The organism is Streptomyces sp. NPDC059009 (genome assembly GCF_042740175.1).
Lineage (GTDB): Bacteria > Actinomycetota > Actinomycetes > Streptomycetales > Streptomycetaceae > Streptomyces.
Genome location: NZ_JBHYJB010000055.1, coordinates 24026 through 43517 on the forward strand (window position 1 = coordinate 24026; position 19492 = coordinate 43517).

The following is a 19492-nucleotide window of genomic DNA, read 5'->3' on the forward strand; positions in this document are numbered from 1 at the left end:
ACCTCACTAACCCCGGCGCCCTGGCGGTCATTCCCGCTCCGCTCCGGCCTCTGTCTCAGTCCTCGTCGTCGTCCCCGTCCCCGTCCTCGCCCTGCTCGGCGAGGGCCGCGTCGAGGCGGGCGCGGGCGCCGTCCAGCCAGCGGCGGCAGACCTTGGCCAGCTCCTCGCCACGCTCCCAGAGCGCGAGGGACTCCTCCAGGGTCGTTCCGCCCGCCTCCATGCGCCGAACGACCTCGATCAGCTCGTCCCGCGCCTGCTCGTAGCCGAGCGCCGCGGCGCTCTCTTCGGTCTTGCTCGTCATGCGTCCGTCCTCACCCTTCGGATCCTTCTCAGCTTTCCGTCACTCGTACGGTGAACTCGCCCTCGGCGACGCGGGCCCTCAACTCCTCGTCGGCGCCCACCTCTTCGGGGTCGCGGACCACCGCGCCGTCGGGCTTCTGCAGCACCGCGTACCCCCGCTGGAGCGTGGCGGCGGGGGAGAGGGCGACCACGCGCGCGTGCGTGTGCGTCAGCTCGGAGGAGGCGCGGTCCAGGAGGTGGCCGAGGGTGCGGCGACCGCGGTCGACGAGCGCCTGGACCTGCTCCTCCCGCTCCTCGACCATCCGGTACGGGTCCTCTATCGAGGGGCGGGCGAGGGCGTGCGCGAGGCCGCGCTCCTCCCGGTCGAGGAACGCCTCCACGCTGCGCCGGGCCCGGTCCCGCAGCCAGCGCACCCGCTCGTACTCCTCGCCGACGTCCGGCACGACCTTCTTGGCGGCGTCGGTCGGGGTGGAGGCGCGCAGGTCGGCGACGTAGTCGAGCAGGGGGTTGTCCGGCTCGTGGCCGATGGCGGAGACGACCGGGGTGCGGCAGGAGGCCACCGCCCGTACGAGCTGCTCGTCCGAGAACGGCAGCAGGTCCTCGACGCTGCCGCCACCGCGCGCCACGACGATCACGTCGACCTCTTCGACGGCGTCCAGGTCCTTCACCGCCTGCACGACCTGCGCCACCGCGTGCACGCCCTGGACCGGGACGTTGCGCACCTCGAAGCGGACGGCGGGCCAGCGGTGGCGGGCGTTCTCCAGGACGTCGCGCTCGGCGGCCGACGCGCGCCCGCACACCAGCCCGATGAGCTGGGGCAGGAACGGCAGCGGCTTCTTGCGCTCCGGGGCGAAGAGGCCCTCGGCGGCGAGGGACTTCTTCAACTGCTCAAGGCGCGCGAGCAGTTCACCCACACCCACCGGCCTTATCTCGGCGGCGCGCAGCGAGAGCTGGCCGCGCGGGGCGTACCACTCGGGCTTGGCGTGGACGACGACGCGGGCGCCCTCGGAGACGACGTCCGCGACGGCGTCGAAGACCTGGCGGTAGCAGGTGACGCTCACGGAGATGTCGTGCGAGGGGTCCCGGAGCGTGAGGAAGACGACGCCGGCGCCGGGCCTGCGGGACAGCTGCGTGATCTGCCCCTCGACCCAGACCGCACCGAGCCGGTCGATCCACCCGCCGATGAGCCGCGACACCTCACCCACGGGGAGGGGGGCGTCGGCGGACGTGTTGAGAGCCATGCGCCGAGCGTAGTGGGCGCGTCTGACAGTTCTTCCTTCCCCGAACGGCGGCTCCGTGGCCGAGGCCGAGCACACTCAGCCCGTCCGGCGATCGAGGACGAGCCGCGTCAGCGGCGATACGGGTGCCCCAGGGCCGACGGAGTCGGCGGATTCGGGAAGGGGCGGGATCGGGGAAAGGAAATCGCTCTAACCCGCACCGGCCCCCACACCGCCACCCGCACCCGTCCCCACACCCCGCCCCCGCTGAACGAACAGCACCACAAGCCCCACGGCCAGCCACACCACCCCCACCACCTGCGCGGAGCGCGACGCCTCCCAGATGACCGCCACCACGATCGCGGCACCCAGCACGGGCACGAGGACATGGCGCCACCAGCTGAACGCCCCGTCCCCCGACGCCCGCCGCACCGCGAACCACCCCACCACGCTCGCGTGCAGCAGCAGGAACGCCGTCAGCGCCCCGATGTCGACCACCGACACCAGGTGGTCCATCCCGTCGTCCCGCCGCGCGGCCCACACCGCCGCCACCAGCGTGATCACCGCGGCCAGCAGCAGCGCCACCCGCGGCACCCCCGAATCCGTGCGGGACAGCGCCTTCGGGAGCCGCCGGTCGCGGGCCATCGCGAACAGCAGCCGCCCCGCCGCCGCCTGCCCGGCCAGCGCCGCGAACGCCGCCCCGATCGCCTTGCTGACCGCCACCAGGTCGTGCAGCCACCCGCCGACCGACGCGTCCACGGCGTCGTAGAAGGCGGACCCCTGTCTGCCCGGCTCGGCCGCCAGCTCCGCCGACGAGACCGGCTCAAGGAGCGCCACCAGATACGTCTGCGCCACGAACAGCACACCGGTCAGCGCCAGACAGAACAGCACCGCCCGCGCCACCTTCGCCGAGCCTCCCGTGACCTCCTCCGCGAACGAGGCGATCGCGTCGAAGCCCAGGTAGGAGAGGACCGCCACCGACACCGCCCCCACGACCGCCGACAGCGCGAACGCGCCCTGCGAGCCGTCCCCGGAGAGCGGCGACAGCCACCCCCGCTCCGCCCCGTCCCGCACCAGCACCACCACCGCCGAGACCACGAAGACCAGCAGCACCACGATCTCCATCGCGAGCACAAGGAAGCCGACGCGCGCCGCAGTCCGCACCCCCCACAGGTTCAGGACCGTCGTGACCAGCACCGCGAGCGCCGTCCACACCCAGCGCGACACCGACGGGACCAGCGAGTTCATGGCGATCCCGGAGAAGAGGTACGCGACCGCCGGGATCAGCAAGTAGTCCAGCATCGCCATCCACCCGGCGATGAACCCCGGGCCGTTGCCGAGCCCCGCGCGCGCGTAGGCGAAGACCGAGCCCGCCTGGGGGACGACCCGCACCATCTGCGCGTAACTGAAAGCGGTGAACGCCATCGCGACCGTCGCGATGAGGTAGACGAGCGCGACGGCGCCGTGCGACTTGGCGTCGAGCGTCCCGAAGACGCCGACCGGCGCCATGGGGGCGATGAAGAGCAGCCCGTAGACCACCAGGTCCCGGAAGCCGAGACTGCGGCGCAGCCCCTCGCCCTCGGCGGCGGGGGGCGCAGGAGAAGGGACCGACTGACCGGACATCGTGCCTCCGTAGCGATACGCAGGCTCCCAGTCTCTCCAAGAAGCCGATCTTTGACGCGCTGGGTGCGGCCTTACGATGGGAACCATGACTGCAACTCCCGGCCCGTCACCCACCACCACCCCCGATGGAGGCGCTTCGCGCCGCCGTGACAACCGCCGTGTCCTGCTCGCCGCTCCCCGTGGCTACTGCGCGGGTGTGGACCGTGCCGTGATCGCCGTCGAGAAGGCCCTGGAGCAGTACGGGTCGCCGATCTACGTCCGCCACGAGATCGTCCACAACAAGTACGTCGTACAGACCCTGGAGCGGAAGGGCGCGATCTTCGTCGAGCAGACCGACGAGGTCCCCGAGGGATCCATCGTCATGTTCTCGGCGCACGGCGTCGCGCCGACCGTCCACGCGGAGGCCGCCGAGCGCAACCTCGCGACCATCGACGCCACCTGCCCGCTGGTCACCAAGGTCCACAAGGAAGCCGTCCGGTACGCCAAGGACGACTTCGACATCCTCCTGATCGGGCACGAGGGCCACGAGGAAGTCATCGGTACGTCCGGTGAGGCGCCCGACCACATCACGCTGGTCGACGGCCCGGACGACGTCGCGAACGTCGAGGTCCGCGACCCCGACAAGGTCGTCTGGCTCTCCCAGACCACGCTCTCCGTCGACGAGACGATGGAGACGGTCGACGCCCTCAAGGGCAAGTTCCCGAATCTCCTCTCGCCGCCTAGCGACGACATCTGCTACGCCACGCAGAACCGCCAGACCGCGGTGAAGAAGCTCGCCGAGGACGCCGAGCTGGTCATCGTCGTCGGCTCCAAGAACTCCTCGAACTCCATCCGCATGGTCGAGGTCGCCCTGGACGCGGGCGCCGCCGCCTCGCACCTGGTCGACAACGCCGGCGAGATCGACGAGGCATGGCTGGAGGGCGTCACCACGGTCGGCCTGACCTCGGGCGCCTCCGTCCCCGACGTCCTGGTCGACGGCGTCATCGAGTGGCTGGCCGAGCGCGGCTACGGCGACGTGGAGACGGTCAAGACGGCCGAGGAGTCCATCACCTTCTCGCTGCCGAAGGAGCTCCGCCGCGACCTGCGCGCCGAGGCCGCCGCCCTCGTGGAGCCCGCCACCGAGAAGTGAGGCTCTTGGAGAGCCCCGCCGTCCGACAAGTGGCGGCGGGGCTCCCGTCGTACGGTGGGCCTCATGCAGATCTTCGGTGTGGACATCGGCGGATCCGGAATCAAGGGCGCTCCCGTTGACCTGGACCGCGGAGACCTGGCGCAGGAGCGGCACAAGGTCCTGACCCCGCAGCCGGCGACGCCCGAGGGCGTGGCCGACCGGGTGCGGGAGGTCGTCGGGCACTTCGACTGGACCGGCCCGGTCGGGGTCACGTTCCCCGGAGTGATCACGAACGGGACGGCGCGCACCGCGGCCAACGTCGACAAGAGCTGGATCGGCACGGACATCAGGAGCCTGCTCGCCGACCGCCTCGGCGGGCCGTCGCAGTGCCCCGTCACGGTCCTGAACGACGCGGACGCCGCGGGCGTCGCCGAGATGCATTTCGGCGCGGGCCGCGACCGCACCGGCACCGTCATCCTGCTGACCTTCGGCACGGGCATCGGCAGCGCCGTCTTCACCGGCGGCCGCCTGGTCCCCAACACGGAGCTCGGCCACCTGGAGCTGAACGGCCACGACGCGGAGAAGAAGGCGTCCTCCAAGGCGCGCGAGGACGAGGACCTGAGCTGGGAGCACTGGGCGCGGCGCGTCCAGAAGTACCTGGCGCACGTGGAGATGCTGTTCTCGCCGGAGCTGTTCATCATCGGCGGCGGCGTGAGCCGCAAGGCCCACAAGTTCCTGCCCCTGATCGAGGGCATCCGGGCCGAGCTGGTCCCCGCCGAGCTGCAGAACAACGCGGGGATCGTGGGCGCGGCGATGGCCGCGGCGGGCAGGGCGTGACGCAGGACGTGACCGGTGAAAGGACGCCTGCTAAGAGGCGGGCACGCGACGGCGGGCCTTGTTCGCCTTGCTCACCGGCCGGGGCGCGGCCTTGGCCCGGCGCCGCTGCCCCATGAGCCGGATCTTGCGTACGGTCACGATGAGCCCGGCGACGAGCGTCCCGCCGTAGAGCCAGCCCGCGTGCAGCGCGAGCGCGGTGACGAGCCCCATGAACTGGCCGCCGAGGCCGCCCTCCCCGCCGGAGATCGGCAGGATCCCGGCGGCGAAGGCGATCGGCACCCCGACCGGCGCCGTCACCAGGTCCACGGGCCGCACCCACAGCGCGGTGAGCGCGCTGACGGGCAGGAAGAGGAACCCGTAGGCGACGAGGGATGCCGCGCCGCCGAACAGGACCCGCAGCAGACAGGCGAGCAGGAACATCGCGGCCCCGCAGAACAGGCCGCTGCCGAGGCCGGTCAGGCGCGGGTTGGGCATCCGCCGCAGCGTCCGGTAGAGCGGCAGCTGCCGCGCCTGGCGCACCTTCCGGAAGAGCGGGCTGCGGCGCAGGGCGAGGACGAACGGCGGGACGGGACGGCGGCTGCGCGCCGCGGCCCGGTAGACCGTGGCGGACTCGGCGGCCCTGCCCTGCTGCGGGGGCAGCGGCGGGGTCCGCCGCGGGCGGGCCTGGGAGGGGGGACGCGTCCTGTGTTGCTCCACCGGACCAACCTAGGTCGGGCCCCGCGCGGAATCCGGCGCGAGACACGCGCTTTGGCCGACCTTGGCCAAGCGTTCGATACGTCGCCGGGGCGGGGGCGGCAACGCCGTAGACTGGTGGACTGTCCGCCCGACCTTGGTGGACTGTCCTCCTCACCACGTACGGGAAGTCGCAACGTGTCGCTCACGATCGGAATCGTCGGTCTGCCCAACGTCGGCAAGTCGACCCTGTTCAACGCCCTGACCAAGAACGACGTCCTTGCGGCCAACTACCCGTTCGCGACGATCGAGCCGAACGTGGGCGTGGTGGGCGTCCCCGACACCCGCCTCACGAAGCTGGCGGAGATCTTCAGCTCCCAGAAGACCCTCCCCGCCACGGTCGACTTCGTCGACATCGCGGGCATCGTGCGCGGCGCGAGCGAGGGCGAGGGCCTGGGCAACAAGTTCCTCGCGAACATCCGCGAGTCGGACGCGATCTGCCAGGTCATCCGCGCCTTCGCCGACGAGAACGTCGTGCACGTGGACGGCAAGGTCTCGCCCAAGGACGACATCGAGACGATCAACACCGAGCTGATCCTCGCGGACCTCCAGACGATCGAGAAGGTCCTGCCGCGCCTCCAGAAGGAGTCGCGCATCAAGAAGGACATCGCCCCGAAGGTGAAGGCGGTCGAGGCGGCCAAGGAGATCCTGGAGAAGGGCGACACGCTCTTCTCGCAGGGCATCGTCCAGGGCTCCGGCAACGAGGAGCTCCTGCACGACCTGCACCTCCTCACCACCAAGCCCTTCCTCTACGTCTTCAACGTCGACGAGGACGAGCTGACGGACGACGACTTCAAGGCCGAGCAGCGCGCCCTCGTCGCCCCCGCCGAGGCGATCTTCCTCAACGCCAAGCTGGAGGCGGACCTCGCCGAGCTCGACGACGAGGAGGCCCTCGAACTCCTCCAGTCCGTCGGCCAGGACGAGCCCGGCCTCGCCACGCTCGCCCGCGTCGGCTTCAACACCCTCGGCCTGCAGACGTACCTCACGGCGGGCCCCAAGGAGTCCCGCGCCTGGACCATCAAGAAGGGCGCGACGGCCCCCGAGGCGGCCGGTGTCATCCACACCGACTTCCAGAAGGGCTTCATCAAGGCCGAGGTCATCTCCTTCGACGACCTGGTCGAGACGGGCTCGGTCGCCGAGGCGCGGTCCGCGGGCAAGGCGCGCATGGAGGGCAAGGACTATGTGATGCAGGACGGGGATGTGGTGGAGTTCCGCTTCAATGTGTAGTGGCTGACGTATCACCACGTCACTGATCTGGCAAACATGCAGGTCAGAGAGGGTCCGGCTCTTCGGGGTCGGGCCCTTGGTTTGTTCCGGTGCTGGGCTGGCTGACCCCTCGTCACCTGTCGTCATCCCTGGTCATCCGTACCGTGCTGGGATTGTGCCGGGATGGGATGAGGATGCCCGTGCTGGGATTTGTGCGAGCCGGGCGCTGGCCGAGTGTGACGGTATTGCGGACGTGGCGCTTTTCCTACTCGTTTGACACACTTGAGGTTTGGGCGAGACGTCGTACAGCATTGGGGAAGGGCCGGCGACGCGGGTGAGCCTGTCGCTGCCGGAGGGGACCGCGGAGGCGATCCGGGCGCGGGTGGGCAAGAGGGAGTTCTCCGCGTTCATCGCCGCGGCGGTCGAGCGTGAGCTGCGCGGCGAGGTGCTGGACGAGTATCTGGCGGACTACGAGAACCGCAACGGACCGGTCTCCGAGCAGGCCCAGCAGCGGGCACGGCAGGTCTTCGACGAGGTGTTCGCCGAGGAGGGCGAGTGGCCCGCCGCAGGCTGAGTCACGAGGGGACGCTGGTCCTCGACAGTGAGGGAGTCTCGAAGCTTCTCGCTGACGACGAGCAGGTGGTGGCTCTGATCGCTGAGGCCCGCTCGCGCGGCATGGAGGTCGTGATCAGTGCGCTCACCATCATTGAGGCTGTCCACGCGCATACGAACAAGTCTCGCCTGAACTGGGTGCTCTCCGGGCTGCGAGTAGTTCCGGAGGGCGACGAGGAGGCGAGGGCGGCCTCGAAGTTGCTGATGAATGCAGGCTTGCACGGGCACAAGTACGCGATCGACGCGGCGGTCGCCGAGGCCGCGCTGCGACAGCACCGCCCTGTGGTTATGTTGACCTCCGATATCGACGACATGGTCAAGCTCTGTGGCGATCGGGTCCGGCTCGTGGAGGTGTGATTCCCCTGGGGCGAGGCCCCGCCCATGTGTCCGGCGAACTGTGAGGCACCGCAGGGTAGTTGGATGCTGTCACCTTTGGGGTGTCGTTCCGCAGACTGATCCAGTGGCGTGGGCTCTCCGATGGTGCGATACCGCGGGCGTCAGGGGCGCGGCGAGCGTCGCGTCGGCGCGCTGCCCGGCCCAGGCCCACCATCGGATGTCTCCACCGGGGCGGCGAGCGCATGTCGTTGCTGACGGCCAGGTACACGGAAGGCCGCGTGATGAAGCGATCACTTGTGCCGCGCACGGTAGACCTCAGCGTGCAGCGCATCACACGGACGTGAAGGTCGAGGACCCGGTAGCCAGAGCACGGAGCTTCCCGCGGGTTTCGGGATCGGTCGAGTACACCACCGTGCCGATCATCCCTCGCGTCAGCAGGACCTTGTACGTATTGCGAATCAGCCGGTCGACATCCGCGTCCGGGGTGGACTTCTTGAAGACCGGATCCTTGGACGCTGAACGGTCGATGATCCAGCGGTCGCCGCGCCACACCAGGTCGGGGCCGATGATGACGCCGCTCCAGTCGTACTCGAAGCCTTGGGCTGTGTACACACAGCCCACTTGTCCGAAGCCGGCAGGATCGGTCGCCCACAACGCGGCCGGAGGCGCGCCGGCGACCGATCGGTCGCCGAAGACGTTCCAGGGCCGTTCCCACCCTTCTACGACGACGTCTGCGGGAAGCGCCTGCCCGGGTGGCACCTTCTTCGTCCACTTCCAGCAATAGCCCGCGGACATGCGCGCGCTGTACCCCTGGGAGCGGCGGTCGTCGAGGAACGCTTCCATTTCCTGTGGGCTGTCCGCGACCGTGAGCTGCATCTTGTCGTCGGGTTCCCACACCACCGGGCCGCCTGCTGCAAGGCCCAATAGCCTTACCACCCAGCGCAGGTACGCATCGCTCCCACCACACCGGAACTGGCTGTCCAGCGGTACCACCCGACACTGGAGGCCCTTCTTCGCTGCGGCTTCCTTGATTTCCACGACCGTGCCCATCTCGCCGGGCCGTACGACCTGATGCTCGTCGAGCAGAAAGACCGGGACGCGGGCCGCGTCGATGAGTTCCTCGATCTGGGCCTTGCCGGTACGGTTCGACGCTGGTGTATAGCGGTTGGCCGATGTCTCCCGGATGCGGTGGGCTTCGTCGCAGATCAGGACGTCGAGACTGTTGCGGTCCGCGGTCATGAAGCTGTTGAAGTACTTGAAGAGGTCCTTCACCTCACGCTTCCGGGCGCCCGCCACCTTCCTTATGGTGGTCGTGAACGAGCTGGAACCCGTCGCGTGCAGGGCGGTGGTGCCCTGCCGGTACAGCTCGCCGAGGAGTGACAGGGCGATGACGCTCTTTCCGGTGCCGGGTCCTCCGGTGACGATCACGATCTCCTTGTGATCGGATTGCTTGGCCCGGCGTACGGCGTTCAGGACAGTGCGGTACGCAACCTGCTGTTCGTCCAGCAACACGAACTGCTCACGTTCTCGGACCTCTTGGGCAGCCACTGCCATGAGCTGCTTGGACGGGCCGATCTTCCCGTTGACCAGTTCGTCCGCGGCCGCGGCGCCGGATTCCGGCCCCAGCTTCGTGCGCAGATAGTCGATGAACTCGCCGCGTCGCGCCCCGATGAAGAGCTGACCGTACTGATTCTGCACGGCCTCGAAGAGCCCGTTGACGCCGAACTCGGTGGCGTTGTGCAGGAATGCCGCGCCGTTGACGCGCTCCGGATGTTCAGCGAGTGCTCCGTTGAAGGAGACGAGGTACTCGCAATAGCCGCGGACCTGGTCAACTGGATTGAGTACAGCCCGTGCATAGGAGTCGATGCGGCACAACGACGGATCGTCGTCGTCGGGTTCCGCGCTGCTCCATTGTTTCAACTCCACGACGACGTAACTCGGGAGCCCGGTATCGGGGTGCACGCCGGCCAGGACCGCGTCGGCTCGCTTGCTGTTCAACGGCAGTCCGTATTCCAGGAGAACCTCCACCTGTCCGAGACCGGCGTCGTTGAGCGCACTCGCGAGTACGGGAATGCTTCGCTCCCACGAGCGCACCTCGGACGGACCGGGCTTATGGCCGTGAAAGTGCACGAACTGCTCCGTCAGGCGGAAAAATAGGGCACCGGAATGGCACTCGGCAGCGACCGCTGCGGCAGAGTCACGGAACAGCAAGACAGGCCCCCAGACAGCACGAAGAAACTCGTGCGGGTAGGGGCATTTCCTTTATGACTCCGCCAGGCGGAGCGGAAGCCCGGCGGGCCGCAGCTATGTAGGGATCAAGATTACCCGTGCCGTCTGCGGTAGGCCGGTGGCAGCTGTGATCCTTCGGCAGTGAGCTTCGGCTGGGCGCCGTCGTAGTGCTGCATGCCGATAGCGCCTGGGATGAGCCTGCGCAGTTCGTTGTGGGTCGCGGGGTCGACCGCGTAGACAACGGTGCCGACGACGCCTCGGGTGAGGAGCACGTGGTAGGCGTTGAGAACGCACCGGGTGACGATCGCATCGTCGATCGGACCGCGGAAGGCCGGATCGCACGAAGCGCTCCGGTCCACCTTGAACTGGCCGTCGCGGAAGAGCAGATCGGGTCCGATGATGACGCCGTTCCAGTCGTACTCGAAGGTCTGTGCCGTGTAGACGCAGCCGATCTGTTCGACACCTCGGCGATCGGTCGACCACAGGTCCGACCGTGGTGCGTCAGGGACGCTGTGCTCTGGCTTCACGTTCCAAGGCCGGCGCCAGTCCCTGATGTGTACGTCGTCGACCAGCTGTTCGCCGTCCGGGTTGCTCCACGGCCAGCAGAAGCCTGCGGTGATGCGGGCTGTGGCCCCTTCGAGGTGGCGTTCCCGGATGAACTGCTCCATCTGCTCGGGCGAGTCGGCCACTACCAGAGTCATCCTCCCGTCCGGTCGCCAGGCGACCGGATCGGAGGCGTCAAGGCCCAACAACTGCTGGACCCAACGCTGGTACCGCTTGCTACCGCCTGCTCGGAACGTGCCCTCCAGATCGGTCACTTCGACATCGCAGCCCAGGCCCTCTGCCAGCTCTTTGAGATAGGTGGCAGTGCCCACCTCGTCCGGGCGAATTGACTGATGGTCGTCGAGCAGAAAGATTGGCACTTTGGCGGCATTTATCACCTCGGTCGCCTGGGGCCTGTCGTCGTCCCGCAGCTCTTTCGGAGTCCAGCGGTATGTCGAGCTGCGCCGCATGCGGTGGGCCTCGTCGCAGATGAGGACATCGATGCTGTTCGATGGGGTCTCACTGAAGCTGTTGAAGTAGCGGTACAACTTGACGGCTGCGCGCCGCTTGTCCGCTGTCTGCCCTCTGCGAGCCGTACCGAGCATGATCTCGCGCAGAGTCTCCGTGTAGGCGTGAGAGCCACTTGCCAGAACGGCCTCGCGGCCCTTGAGACCGAGGGCACGCTGCAGCTCGAGGGCCACTGCGCTCTTCCCGCTGCCAGGGCCGCCCCGCAGGATGTAGACGCGCTTAGCGCCCGGATCGGGGGCGGGACTGTGGGCCGCTGCGGCGTCGTAGAACAATCCGACGTCGAAGCCGGTGAAGTGTGCGGTCTTCTCCAAGTGCCGCGTGATCCGGTCGACGGCGACGTACTGCTCGTCGAGGAGCGTAAGTCCTCCACCGACGACAGAGCGCTGACGGGCCACATCGGTGATCTTGAGCAACGGGTCCTGACGGGCCTGCTCCAGTGCTGATGCGGCCCGCTTCCCAGACGCGGGAGAGAATCTCGAAGTAAGGACTCGTCGGAAGCGGGCCAGATCGTCGAGTGTGTAGAGGAAACCGTGGTTGGTTTCGGATAGAGCGAACAGCGCCTCCACATCCGCGTCACGTGCGTTGTGGAGGAATGCCACGCCCATCAACTGATCCTCGTTCTCCCGAAGGTGGGGTAGATAGCGCAGCATGTACTCGCAGTAGCGCTGGACCTGCCGGACCGGATGCAGCTTGTTCTTCCCGTCGCCGAACCCGAGATCGACGGCGATGGGGCACAGGGGGTCCACCGTGGCGTGCCGTACCTGCTTTAGCTCAACTGCAAGGTAGGAATCCGTCTCCGTACCGGGATACCGACCGCACAGCACCAGGTCGACCGCAGAGTTGGTGTGCGGCAGGTCAACCTCAATCTGCACCTCGACTTCGTCGAGGTCGCAGTCCAGCAGGGCTTTGACTACTACGGGGAGGCTGTTGTTCCAGGAAGCGATGTCGCCCTGGCCGGGCGCTCCTCCCTTGATCCGGGAATGCCCTTGGATCAGTTGCTCGGTGAGCGGAAGGTACGCCGATCCGGCTCGCGGCACGATGAGTCGGCCGAGCTCGGCTGCGGACAGTTGCAGGAGCACGAAGGATCCCCAGGCACGAGATGACTCGTGCGGGTGGGGGCATGTCCTTCGTGACTCCGCCGAAGCGGAGCGGAAGCCCGTCGGGCCGCAATGACGTTGTGTAGATTACCCGCCTGCGAAGCAAGGAGGGCGGGCCCCTGGAGGGCCCGCCCGCCGCCCAGCTCAGCCGAGGCGGTACACCACGAACTGCGCCAGAGCCCACGCCAGGTTCGAGCCGAGGCTCGCCACGATGCCAACCAGGACATCACGGACCCAGGTGCGGCGCTTGGGCATGTACTCGACGGCAACCACAGGAATGCGCCCCCTTCGGGCTATTCGGTGACGGCGCCGGATGGCTCCCGCCGGGAGCGCACCATGGGGCTGAGTCACCAGACCGAAGGGCATCGCACACTACTCGGGTCACGTCGCGTACACCCTCCGAGGAAGGCGCGCGGTGCAGAGTAACGGTAGTCCATGAGTGGGGAATGCGGGCAAGAAATTAATGTATAGACGTCGACTGCCCGGTGAGGCGAGAGGCGTGGATGGATCGAGGATGGTCGGCTGGGAATCTGAGTAGCCCATGGTGCTGGGATAGAACACCCGTGCTGGGACGGTGCTGGGATGACCCCTACGAAACCCGCGTTTCCGCAGGCGGGAGCTCTGTACTACAGATTCCGCTTCAACGTCTAGTTCGACCAGTTCGACGTCTGGCCCTCGCAGCTCAGCACACGACGGCCCGGCCGCTCCTCGGAGGCGGTCGGGTCGTTCTGTGTTTTCCGTACAGTTGTCCGATGACGAGTGGGATGCACGAGGACCTCGCCCTGCGCTGTCTGCGGCTGCTCGCCGGGAACGCTCCCCGGGAGGCGTTGCAGGAGTTGGGCGAAGGGGGCGAGGTTCCGGAGGCCGTGGAGCTCGCGCTGCGGGTGCGGAGCCAGGCGGGGGCATACCAGCAGCGGGCCGCCAGCATGTCGGCGCTCGTCGACTCCCTGCGCGACCTCACCCAGGCGCACGACCTGGACAGCCAGCTGCGCATCCTGTGCCGGCGCGCGCGGCTGCTCCTCGGGCTCGACATGGCCTACATCAGCCTGCCCGACCCGGACACCGGCGACTCGTGTGCCCGCGTGGCCGACGGCGCGGTCACCACGCTCGTCGTCGGGCTGCGGATCCCGGCCGATGGACGGGGTGTGGGCGAGGTGGCGCGCAAGCGGCTCGCGCCGTTCTGGACCCCGGACTACCTGGCGGACGACCGCTTTCCTCATGAGGACACGATCGACGAGGCTGTGCGTGCCGAGGGGACGCGGGCGGTGCTGGCCGTTCCGCTGATCCGGGGCGGTGTCGTGGGCGGGATGCTGTACGGCACCGTTCGCAGCGTGCGTCACTTCACCCCGGACGAGGTCACCCTGCTGTCCTCGCTCGGGGACGTCGCGGCCGTCGCCATCGACAGGGCGGACCAGTTGGAACGTACGCGCGGTGAACTGCTCGAGAGCCGGGAGCGGCACGGTGGTGCGCTGCGCGCCGCCGCATCCCTGCGGGCGGTCGTGTCGGCGCAGCGGCGGATGACGGAGACGGCGCTGGAGAGCGACGCGCAGGGCCTCGCCGAGCTGGGCGCCGAGCTCTTCGACGGCTCCGTGCGGATCCTCACCGATGAGTACCGCCCGGTGGGCGACGCGGGGCCCGACGGCGCGTCCGGGATCGCGATGGCGGAGTGGTCGCAGTCGGTGGAGCGGGCCAGGGAGTCCCGCACGGCGGTCCAGGACGCCTCCGGCTGCTGGGTGTCCTGGGCGGGACGGATCCCTGGTCAGGGCGGCCTCGGCTTCGTGGTCGTACGCCCGGGCCGCGCGCCCGCGGACGGCCCGGGCGAGGAGCAACGGGACGCGCTGCTGCGGCAGTTCGCGCTCGCGGCCTCCTTCCAGATGCTGCTGTGCCGCACCTCGCGCGAAGCCGGCCACCAGGCGCGCGGCAGGCTCCTGCACGACACGCTGGCCGCCGACTCGCTCCAGGAGGAGCGGCTGGTGCGTGCACGGGCCGTGCACCTCGGGCTCGCGCCCGACGGCGACTGGCTGCTGCTCGCGGCCCGCCCCGAGGGCGAGCGGGAGGGGCGCCTTGAACGGTCCCTGATGTGGGCCGTCGGCCACACCACGCGGGCCGGGGGCATGGCCACCGTCCGGGAACAGACCCTGGTCCTCGCCGTCCCGGGATCGGAGGCGGGCAAGACGGCGCGCGACGTGGCACGCCGCCTCGGAGAGGCGCTCGGGACGCCGGTGACGGCCGGTGCCGCCGCCATCCGCCTGGAGGACGGGGTGGTCACCCGGAGCGGCGGACTGCGGGGCGCTTTCCAGGAGGCGGTGCGCTGCGTGGAGACGCTGGCCGCGCTCGGCCGGAGCGGGCAGGGCGCGTGCGCCGACGAACTCGGCTTTCTCGGCGTGCTGTTGTCCGAGGAACGGGACGTGCCGGGATACGTCCGCTCCGTGCTCGGTCCGGTGCTCGACCACGATGCGCGCCGCTCCACGGGCCTGCTGACGACCCTGGAGGCGTACTTCGCCGCCGGGGGCGAACTGAAGGGCACCGCCGAGCGGCTGCACGTCCACACCAACACCGTCGTACGGCGCCTGGAGCGGGTCACCTCGCTCCTCGGCACCTCCTGGCAGGAGCCCGCACGCGCACTGGAGGTTCAGCTCGCGCTGGGGCTGCGGCGTACCGCGCGGGCGCTGGACGGCTGACAGCGGCGAGGACGGCGAGGGGCGGCGAGGGCGGCGCAGGAGGCGCGAGTGGGGAGCTGGTGGTGGATGGGCCACCATCCGTGGCCCCTCGATCGCCGCTTTCGTGCCCCATGGATGGTGGGCCGTTCACCACCTGCCTCCCCGAGGCCCCTCCGGAACCCGCGTTCGGTGCTCTCAACTGTGGTGCCCGCAGCCCTTATCGGGGACCGGGCTCCCGGCGAGAGTCGGGTCATGACCGAACGCGAGCTTCTCGCGTTCTCGGGAAGTTCGACCACTCGAAGGAACCCCATGCCCATCCAGCTCAACCACACCATCGTCAACGCCACCGACAAGAAGGTGTCCGCCGCGCACCTGGCGGACCTGTTCGGCGTCGAGGTGCAGCCGCCCTTCGGCCCCTTCCTGCCCGTCGTCCTGAGCAATGACGTCGCGCTCGACTACCTGAACAAGGAGGACAGGTCCGGCCCCGGCCTGGAGGACGCGGCCGCTCTGCCCATCGAGTCCCAGCACTACGCGTTCCTGGTGTCCGAGGAGGAGTTCACCGCGATCTTCGGCCGGATCCAGGAGGCGGGGATCCCCTACTACGCCGACCCGGCCCGGAAGGAGCAGGGAAGGATCAACCACCACGACGGCGGACGCGGCGTCTACTGGCTGGACCCCGACGGCCACGTCATGGAGATCCTCACGGTCCCCTACGGCGGTGACGTCGAGGGGCGAGAGCTCCCCGGGCGGTAGCCGAGCTCCGTCAAGAGATGTGCCGCCGCCTCCCGTACGGGGGACGGGGCCCGGGCCCCGTCGCGGAGGTGGTGGGCCGTCGCGCACAGCGACTCGGTCGTGCGGCGGGAGGTGAAGCCGGCGGCGCGCGGGGCGAGTTGAGTGATCACTTGCTCCGCGTCGTGCCAGGCGCGGGCCCGGGTCAGGGTCGCCAGGAGCTTGGCCGCGAAGAGGTGGCGGTAGGAGGGGCCGGGGGCCGTGGACGCCTCGTGGAGCAGGGGGATCGCCTGGTCCCAGCGGTGCAGGCGGGCGTGGATCCAGCCGAGGTGGCCCAGGAGCTCCGGCTCGTCGATCCACCAGGCCCAGGGCGGGTCGTGGCGGGAGACGCCGTCCAGGAAGCGGCTGTGAGCCTGTTCCGCCAGCTTCAACGGGTCGTGGTACGCGCCCAGTTGGGCCTTTGCGTGCGCCTCACGCAGGAGGGTCAGCGTGGACACCCGGGCGGGGAGCGGGCGGGGGCCCTGGACGCGGGCCGCGGCCGTCAGGGAGGCCGCCGAGTGGCCCGTGTGCGTCAGGAGCATGCTCTCGTTGAGGAGCGTGAGGCGGGCCGTCCAGCGGTCGCCGGAGCGGTCCGCGAGGGCGAGGGCCCGGGCGTTCATCGTGTGGGCCCGGCGGTAGTGGCCCGCGTCGAAGAGGATCCAGCCGATGACCTCGGCCAGTTCCGCGAGGGCCGACAGCCGGTCCTTGGACCTTCTGTCCCTGGGCCTTCCGTCTCTGGGCCTTCCGTCTCTGGGCCTTCCGTCCCTGGACTTTCTGTCTCTGGGCCGTGTCGTCGAGGTCGTCGTGCCCGTGAGGCTTGGGACGCCCGTCTTCAACTCCGGGAATCTGTCCAGCTCTTCGCGTGCCAAGGGCAGTGCCGCGCCGGAGCCCTGCTGGGCGTCCACCGCCACCAGGCGGCGCACGGCCAGCAGGGCCTGGGAGAGATCGTCGGGCATGGGCTGAGGGTATGCGCCGTGCTGTGCTCGGGCTGTGAGCGGTGTCGCGGACTCAGCTCAGGACCAGGGCCGTCGCGATGCCGGGGCCGAACGCGCCGCCCATCTGGTAGCAGAGGGTGAAGAGGCCGATCGCCGTGGCCCGGGCCCGCTCCGGGGCGCTCGTCGCGGCGTGCACCGACAGGACCGCGTTGGAACCGGTGGAGGTGAACACCGCGACCGCCACCGCGACCAGGAGCAGCGGGCCCCAGCTCGCCACGGTCGCCGTCGCCGCGGCCGCGGCCCCGAGGCCCAGGAGCACGGTGCGCACCGTCGCCCGGCTCATCCGCGCCGACCCCGCCGCGAAGAACCAGGACAGCGCGGCCCCCGCCAGGAGCGCCGCCAACTGGCCTGTCCCGACGGCCTCCTTGGACCAGCCCGCGCGGTCGGCGAGCAGCCGGGGCACCGCGAACAGCAGCGTGAAGTACGACGTCGACGCGGCGAGGGCGAGCAGGGCGGAGACGCGGAACGCCGGCGTGCGGAGGAGCTCCAGGGGGACGAAGCCCTCCGGGCGGCGGGCCACGTGCCAGGAGAGGAGCGCGCCACCGAGCACGGCCGCCCCGGCTGCGTACGCCGGTGCGGTCGGCAGCAGGACCAGTGCCGTGGCGAAGGCGGTCAGCAGCGCGGCGCCGCGGGCGTCGAACCGGCCCTGTGCGGGCGGGACTTCACGTGCGTACCGGCTCACCTTGGCCACCGCGAGGAGGGAGATCGCGGAGACCGTCAGTGCCGCTCGCCAGGAGAGTGCGGCGGTCAGGTGCTCGCCGAGCAGCGGGCCCGCCGCGCCCAGCATCCCGAAGCCCGCGCTGATCACGCCCATCCGGCGCGCGCTCCCGGCGAGGCTCATCGCCGAGGTGACCAGGCCCGCACCCCCGGCCGCCTGCGCCGCGCGCCCGGCCAGGGCGAGCGGCAGCCAGGGGGAGGCCGCCACCAGGACGGTGCCCGTGAGCACCAGGGCACCGCTCAGCCGCAGCACCGTGCGCAGGCAGCGCCGCCGCAGCAGGCTCGCCATCAGCGGGGTGCCGACGGCCATCGCCCAGGCGAACGCCGTGACCAGCCAGGAGGCCGTGGCCGCGCCGACGCCGAGGGAGCGGGCCATGTCCGGCAGGATCAGCACCGGGGCGTTGGACCCGGCCGCGATGGGCGCGGCGAGCAACGCCAGCCAGAACACCGGGACTTGGGCGGGTGCCGTCGTCGGGCGGGCCGGTGTGGTGCGTGCCGGTCCGGCCGGGTGTGTGGGCGCGGGGGGCGTGGTGGGTGCGGGAGACGTGATGGACGCGGACATGTGGACAACCCCCCAGGGTGCTACGGCGGTGGCGGTGGTGTGGTGATGGTGGTGGTGGCAGGGGCAGTGGCTGCGCTGCCCGTGGCGGGGTCAGAGCGTCGTGACGACCTCGTCGTAGGACAGGCGCGGCAGGCGCGGGAACCAGGCGTCGGGGCCGGGGTTGCCGATGTTCACGACCATCAGCGGCTCGTGGTCGCCGTCGAGGAACTCCTTGCGGATGCCCTCGGCGTCGTACCCCGTCATCGGCCCGGCGGCGAGCCCCGCGGCGCGCACGCCGACGAGGAAGTACGCGGCCTGGAGCGCGCCGTTGAGGACGCTGACCTGCTCGCGCACGGCCCGGTCGGCGAAGTACTCGTCCTTCAGGCCGGGGGCGTGCGGCACCAACTGCGGGAGTTCCTCGTGGAATTCGTGGTCGGTGGCGAGGAGCGCGACGAGCGGGGCGGTGGCGGTCTTGGCCCGGTTGCCCTCGGCCATGTGCGGCAGGAGGCGCTCGCGGGCCTCGGGGGTGCGGATCAGTGTGATGCGCAGCGAGGAGAGGTTGAACGCCGTGGGGCCGTACTTGATGAGGTCGTACACCGCCTGTATCCGCTCCTCGGTCACCGGCTCGTCGGTGAAGGTGTTGGCGGTGCGGGCCTCGCGGAAGAGCAGGTCCTGGGCGGCCGGGTCGAGGGTCAGTGCGGAAGCGGACATAGTGGGGCACCCCTGTTCGTCTCAAGGTTGATAATTTCAACGTTGAGATAAAAGCAGGGTTGGTCCTTCAGCGTCAAGTGTCTTAACGTTGAGAAGGTAGATGTTGGCGAAGCGGTGGATGGATGGGTGGAGGCGGCGCGATGAGTGACGCGTTGGACGCGATCGTCGGTCAGTGGGAGGCGGAGCGTCCCGAGCTGACGGACGACCTGTGGCCCGTGGAGGTGCTCGGCCGCATCCAGCGGATGCACCGGATCATCGAGAAGAGCTTCAAGCAGTTCAGCGTCGAACACGGCCTGGAACCGGGCGAGTTCGACGTCCTGACCACGCTGCGCCGCTCCGGGCCCCCGTATGCCCTGACGGCAGGCGCGTTCCTGAAGGCGGCCATGGTGACCTCGGGCGCGATCACCAACCGCATCGACCGGATGGAGGTCAAGGGCCTGGTCGAGCGGGTGCGGGACGGCGCCGACCGGCGGACCGTGAAGATCCACCTCACCGAGCGCGGCAAGGAGGTCACGGACGTGGTGATGGGGGCGCACCTGCGCAACTACGCGGAGATCCTGAAGTCCCTCGACCGCGAGAGCTGCGACCGTGTCGCCGGGGCGCTCCGCACGCTCCTGGAGGCCCACGGCGACACGTCGATCAGCTGATCCTCGGGGCGGGCGGCTCGCCTCTTCGCCTCTCCGCCCCCCTCGCCTCTTCGCCTCTTTGCCCTTTCGCCCCTTCGTCTCCTCG

18 protein-coding genes are annotated in these 19492 nt (G+C 69.7%); 8 read left to right on the plus strand and 10 right to left on the minus strand.

Annotated elements, in window-relative coordinates; translation table 11 throughout:
• Positions 1-55 precede the first annotated feature (55 nt).
• From ACFWYM_RS39300 to ACFWYM_RS39310, 3 genes are all read right to left on the minus strand, one after another.
• The gene (locus tag ACFWYM_RS39300) at positions 56-301 is read right to left on the minus strand and encodes an exodeoxyribonuclease VII small subunit (RefSeq protein WP_384848554.1); all 246 of its coding nucleotides are present in this window, start codon (positions 299-301) and stop codon (positions 56-58) included.
• A 28-nt stretch (positions 302-329) separates the two neighbouring features.
• A complete protein-coding gene (xseA, locus tag ACFWYM_RS39305) occupies positions 330-1541 on the minus strand; it encodes an exodeoxyribonuclease VII large subunit (RefSeq protein WP_384848557.1) in 1212 nt (403 codons plus the stop codon).
• A 186-nt stretch (positions 1542-1727) separates the two neighbouring features.
• On the minus strand, positions 1728-3140 hold the full coding sequence (locus ACFWYM_RS39310; RefSeq protein ID WP_384848560.1) for an APC family permease: 1413 nt from the start codon (positions 3138-3140) through the stop codon (positions 1728-1730).
• 76 nt (positions 3141-3216) lie between these two features.
• Here ACFWYM_RS39310 and ACFWYM_RS39315 point away from each other — a divergent pair, with 76 nt between their 5' ends.
• Entirely contained in the window at positions 3217-4269 is a 1053-nt protein-coding gene (locus ACFWYM_RS39315; protein ID WP_384848563.1) for a 4-hydroxy-3-methylbut-2-enyl diphosphate reductase, read from the plus strand.
• Between the two features lie 63 nt (positions 4270-4332).
• On the plus strand, positions 4333-5085 hold the full coding sequence (ppgK, locus tag ACFWYM_RS39320; protein WP_384848566.1) for a polyphosphate--glucose phosphotransferase: 753 nt from the start codon (positions 4333-4335) through the stop codon (positions 5083-5085).
• Positions 5086-5115: 30 nt separating this feature from the next.
• Here the strand turns inward: ppgK and ACFWYM_RS39325 are convergent, their stop codons facing one another.
• Positions 5116-5781 (minus strand): DUF6542 domain-containing protein, encoded by a 666-nt coding sequence (locus ACFWYM_RS39325; RefSeq protein WP_384848569.1) that lies wholly within the window; start codon positions 5779-5781, stop codon positions 5116-5118.
• A 174-nt stretch (positions 5782-5955) separates the two neighbouring features.
• Here ACFWYM_RS39325 and ychF point away from each other — a divergent pair, with 174 nt between their 5' ends.
• The 3 genes from ychF (at position 5956) to ACFWYM_RS39340 (ending at position 7992) form a co-directional block, all read left to right on the plus strand.
• Positions 5956-7044 carry a redox-regulated ATPase YchF gene (gene ychF / locus ACFWYM_RS39330; protein ID WP_384848573.1) on the plus strand — a complete coding sequence of 363 codons (1089 nt, stop codon included), beginning with the start codon at positions 5956-5958 and terminating at the stop codon, positions 7042-7044.
• 268 nt (positions 7045-7312) lie between these two features.
• Complete coding sequence (locus ACFWYM_RS39335) at positions 7313-7597, plus strand: hypothetical protein (protein WP_384848576.1); 285 nt, start codon at positions 7313-7315, stop codon at positions 7595-7597.
• Complete coding sequence (locus ACFWYM_RS39340; protein ID WP_384848579.1) at positions 7579-7992, plus strand: DNA-binding protein; 414 nt, start codon at positions 7579-7581, stop codon at positions 7990-7992. Before ACFWYM_RS39335 ends, ACFWYM_RS39340 begins: the two co-directional genes overlap by 19 nt.
• A gap of 309 nt (positions 7993-8301) precedes the next feature.
• On the opposite strand, the gene ACFWYM_RS39345 is transcribed toward ACFWYM_RS39340, so the two are convergent.
• From ACFWYM_RS39345 to ACFWYM_RS39355, 3 genes are all read right to left on the minus strand, one after another.
• On the minus strand, positions 8302-10182 hold the full coding sequence (locus ACFWYM_RS39345) for a DNA/RNA helicase domain-containing protein (protein ID WP_384848582.1): 1881 nt from the start codon (positions 10180-10182) through the stop codon (positions 8302-8304).
• A gap of 110 nt (positions 10183-10292) precedes the next feature.
• Positions 10293-12350, minus strand: coding sequence for a DNA/RNA helicase domain-containing protein (locus ACFWYM_RS39350; RefSeq protein WP_384848585.1), 2058 nt, complete (start codon positions 12348-12350; stop codon positions 10293-10295).
• Between the two features lie 162 nt (positions 12351-12512).
• The gene (locus ACFWYM_RS39355) at positions 12513-12641 is read right to left on the minus strand and encodes a DUF6408 family protein (protein WP_384848588.1); all 129 of its coding nucleotides are present in this window, start codon (positions 12639-12641) and stop codon (positions 12513-12515) included.
• 479 nt (positions 12642-13120) lie between these two features.
• On the opposite strand from ACFWYM_RS39355, the gene ACFWYM_RS39360 reads away from it, so the two are divergent.
• Positions 13121-15049 (plus strand): helix-turn-helix domain-containing protein, encoded by a 1929-nt coding sequence (locus ACFWYM_RS39360; protein WP_384848591.1) that lies wholly within the window; start codon positions 13121-13123, stop codon positions 15047-15049.
• A gap of 288 nt (positions 15050-15337) precedes the next feature.
• Entirely contained in the window at positions 15338-15781 is a 444-nt protein-coding gene (locus tag ACFWYM_RS39365) for a VOC family protein (protein ID WP_384848594.1), read from the plus strand.
• Here the strand turns inward: ACFWYM_RS39365 and ACFWYM_RS39370 are convergent.
• The 3 genes from ACFWYM_RS39370 to ACFWYM_RS39380 all read right to left on the minus strand — a co-directional run bounded on the left by ACFWYM_RS39370 (position 15739) and on the right by ACFWYM_RS39380 (position 18760).
• Positions 15739-16752 (minus strand): DNA-binding protein, encoded by a 1014-nt coding sequence (locus tag ACFWYM_RS39370; RefSeq protein ID WP_384848597.1) that lies wholly within the window; start codon positions 16750-16752, stop codon positions 15739-15741. The genes ACFWYM_RS39365 and ACFWYM_RS39370 overlap by 43 nt on opposite strands.
• 52 nt (positions 16753-16804) lie before the next feature.
• Positions 16805-18070 (minus strand): MFS transporter, encoded by a 1266-nt coding sequence (locus ACFWYM_RS39375; RefSeq protein WP_384848600.1) that lies wholly within the window; start codon positions 18068-18070, stop codon positions 16805-16807.
• A 90-nt stretch (positions 18071-18160) separates the two neighbouring features.
• A complete protein-coding gene (locus ACFWYM_RS39380) occupies positions 18161-18760 on the minus strand; it encodes a malonic semialdehyde reductase (RefSeq protein ID WP_384848603.1) in 600 nt (199 codons plus the stop codon).
• Between the two features lie 140 nt (positions 18761-18900).
• Here ACFWYM_RS39380 and ACFWYM_RS39385 point away from each other — a divergent pair, with 140 nt between their 5' ends.
• Entirely contained in the window at positions 18901-19407 is a 507-nt protein-coding gene (locus ACFWYM_RS39385) for a MarR family winged helix-turn-helix transcriptional regulator (protein ID WP_384848606.1), read from the plus strand.
• Positions 19408-19492: the final 85 nt, after the last annotated feature.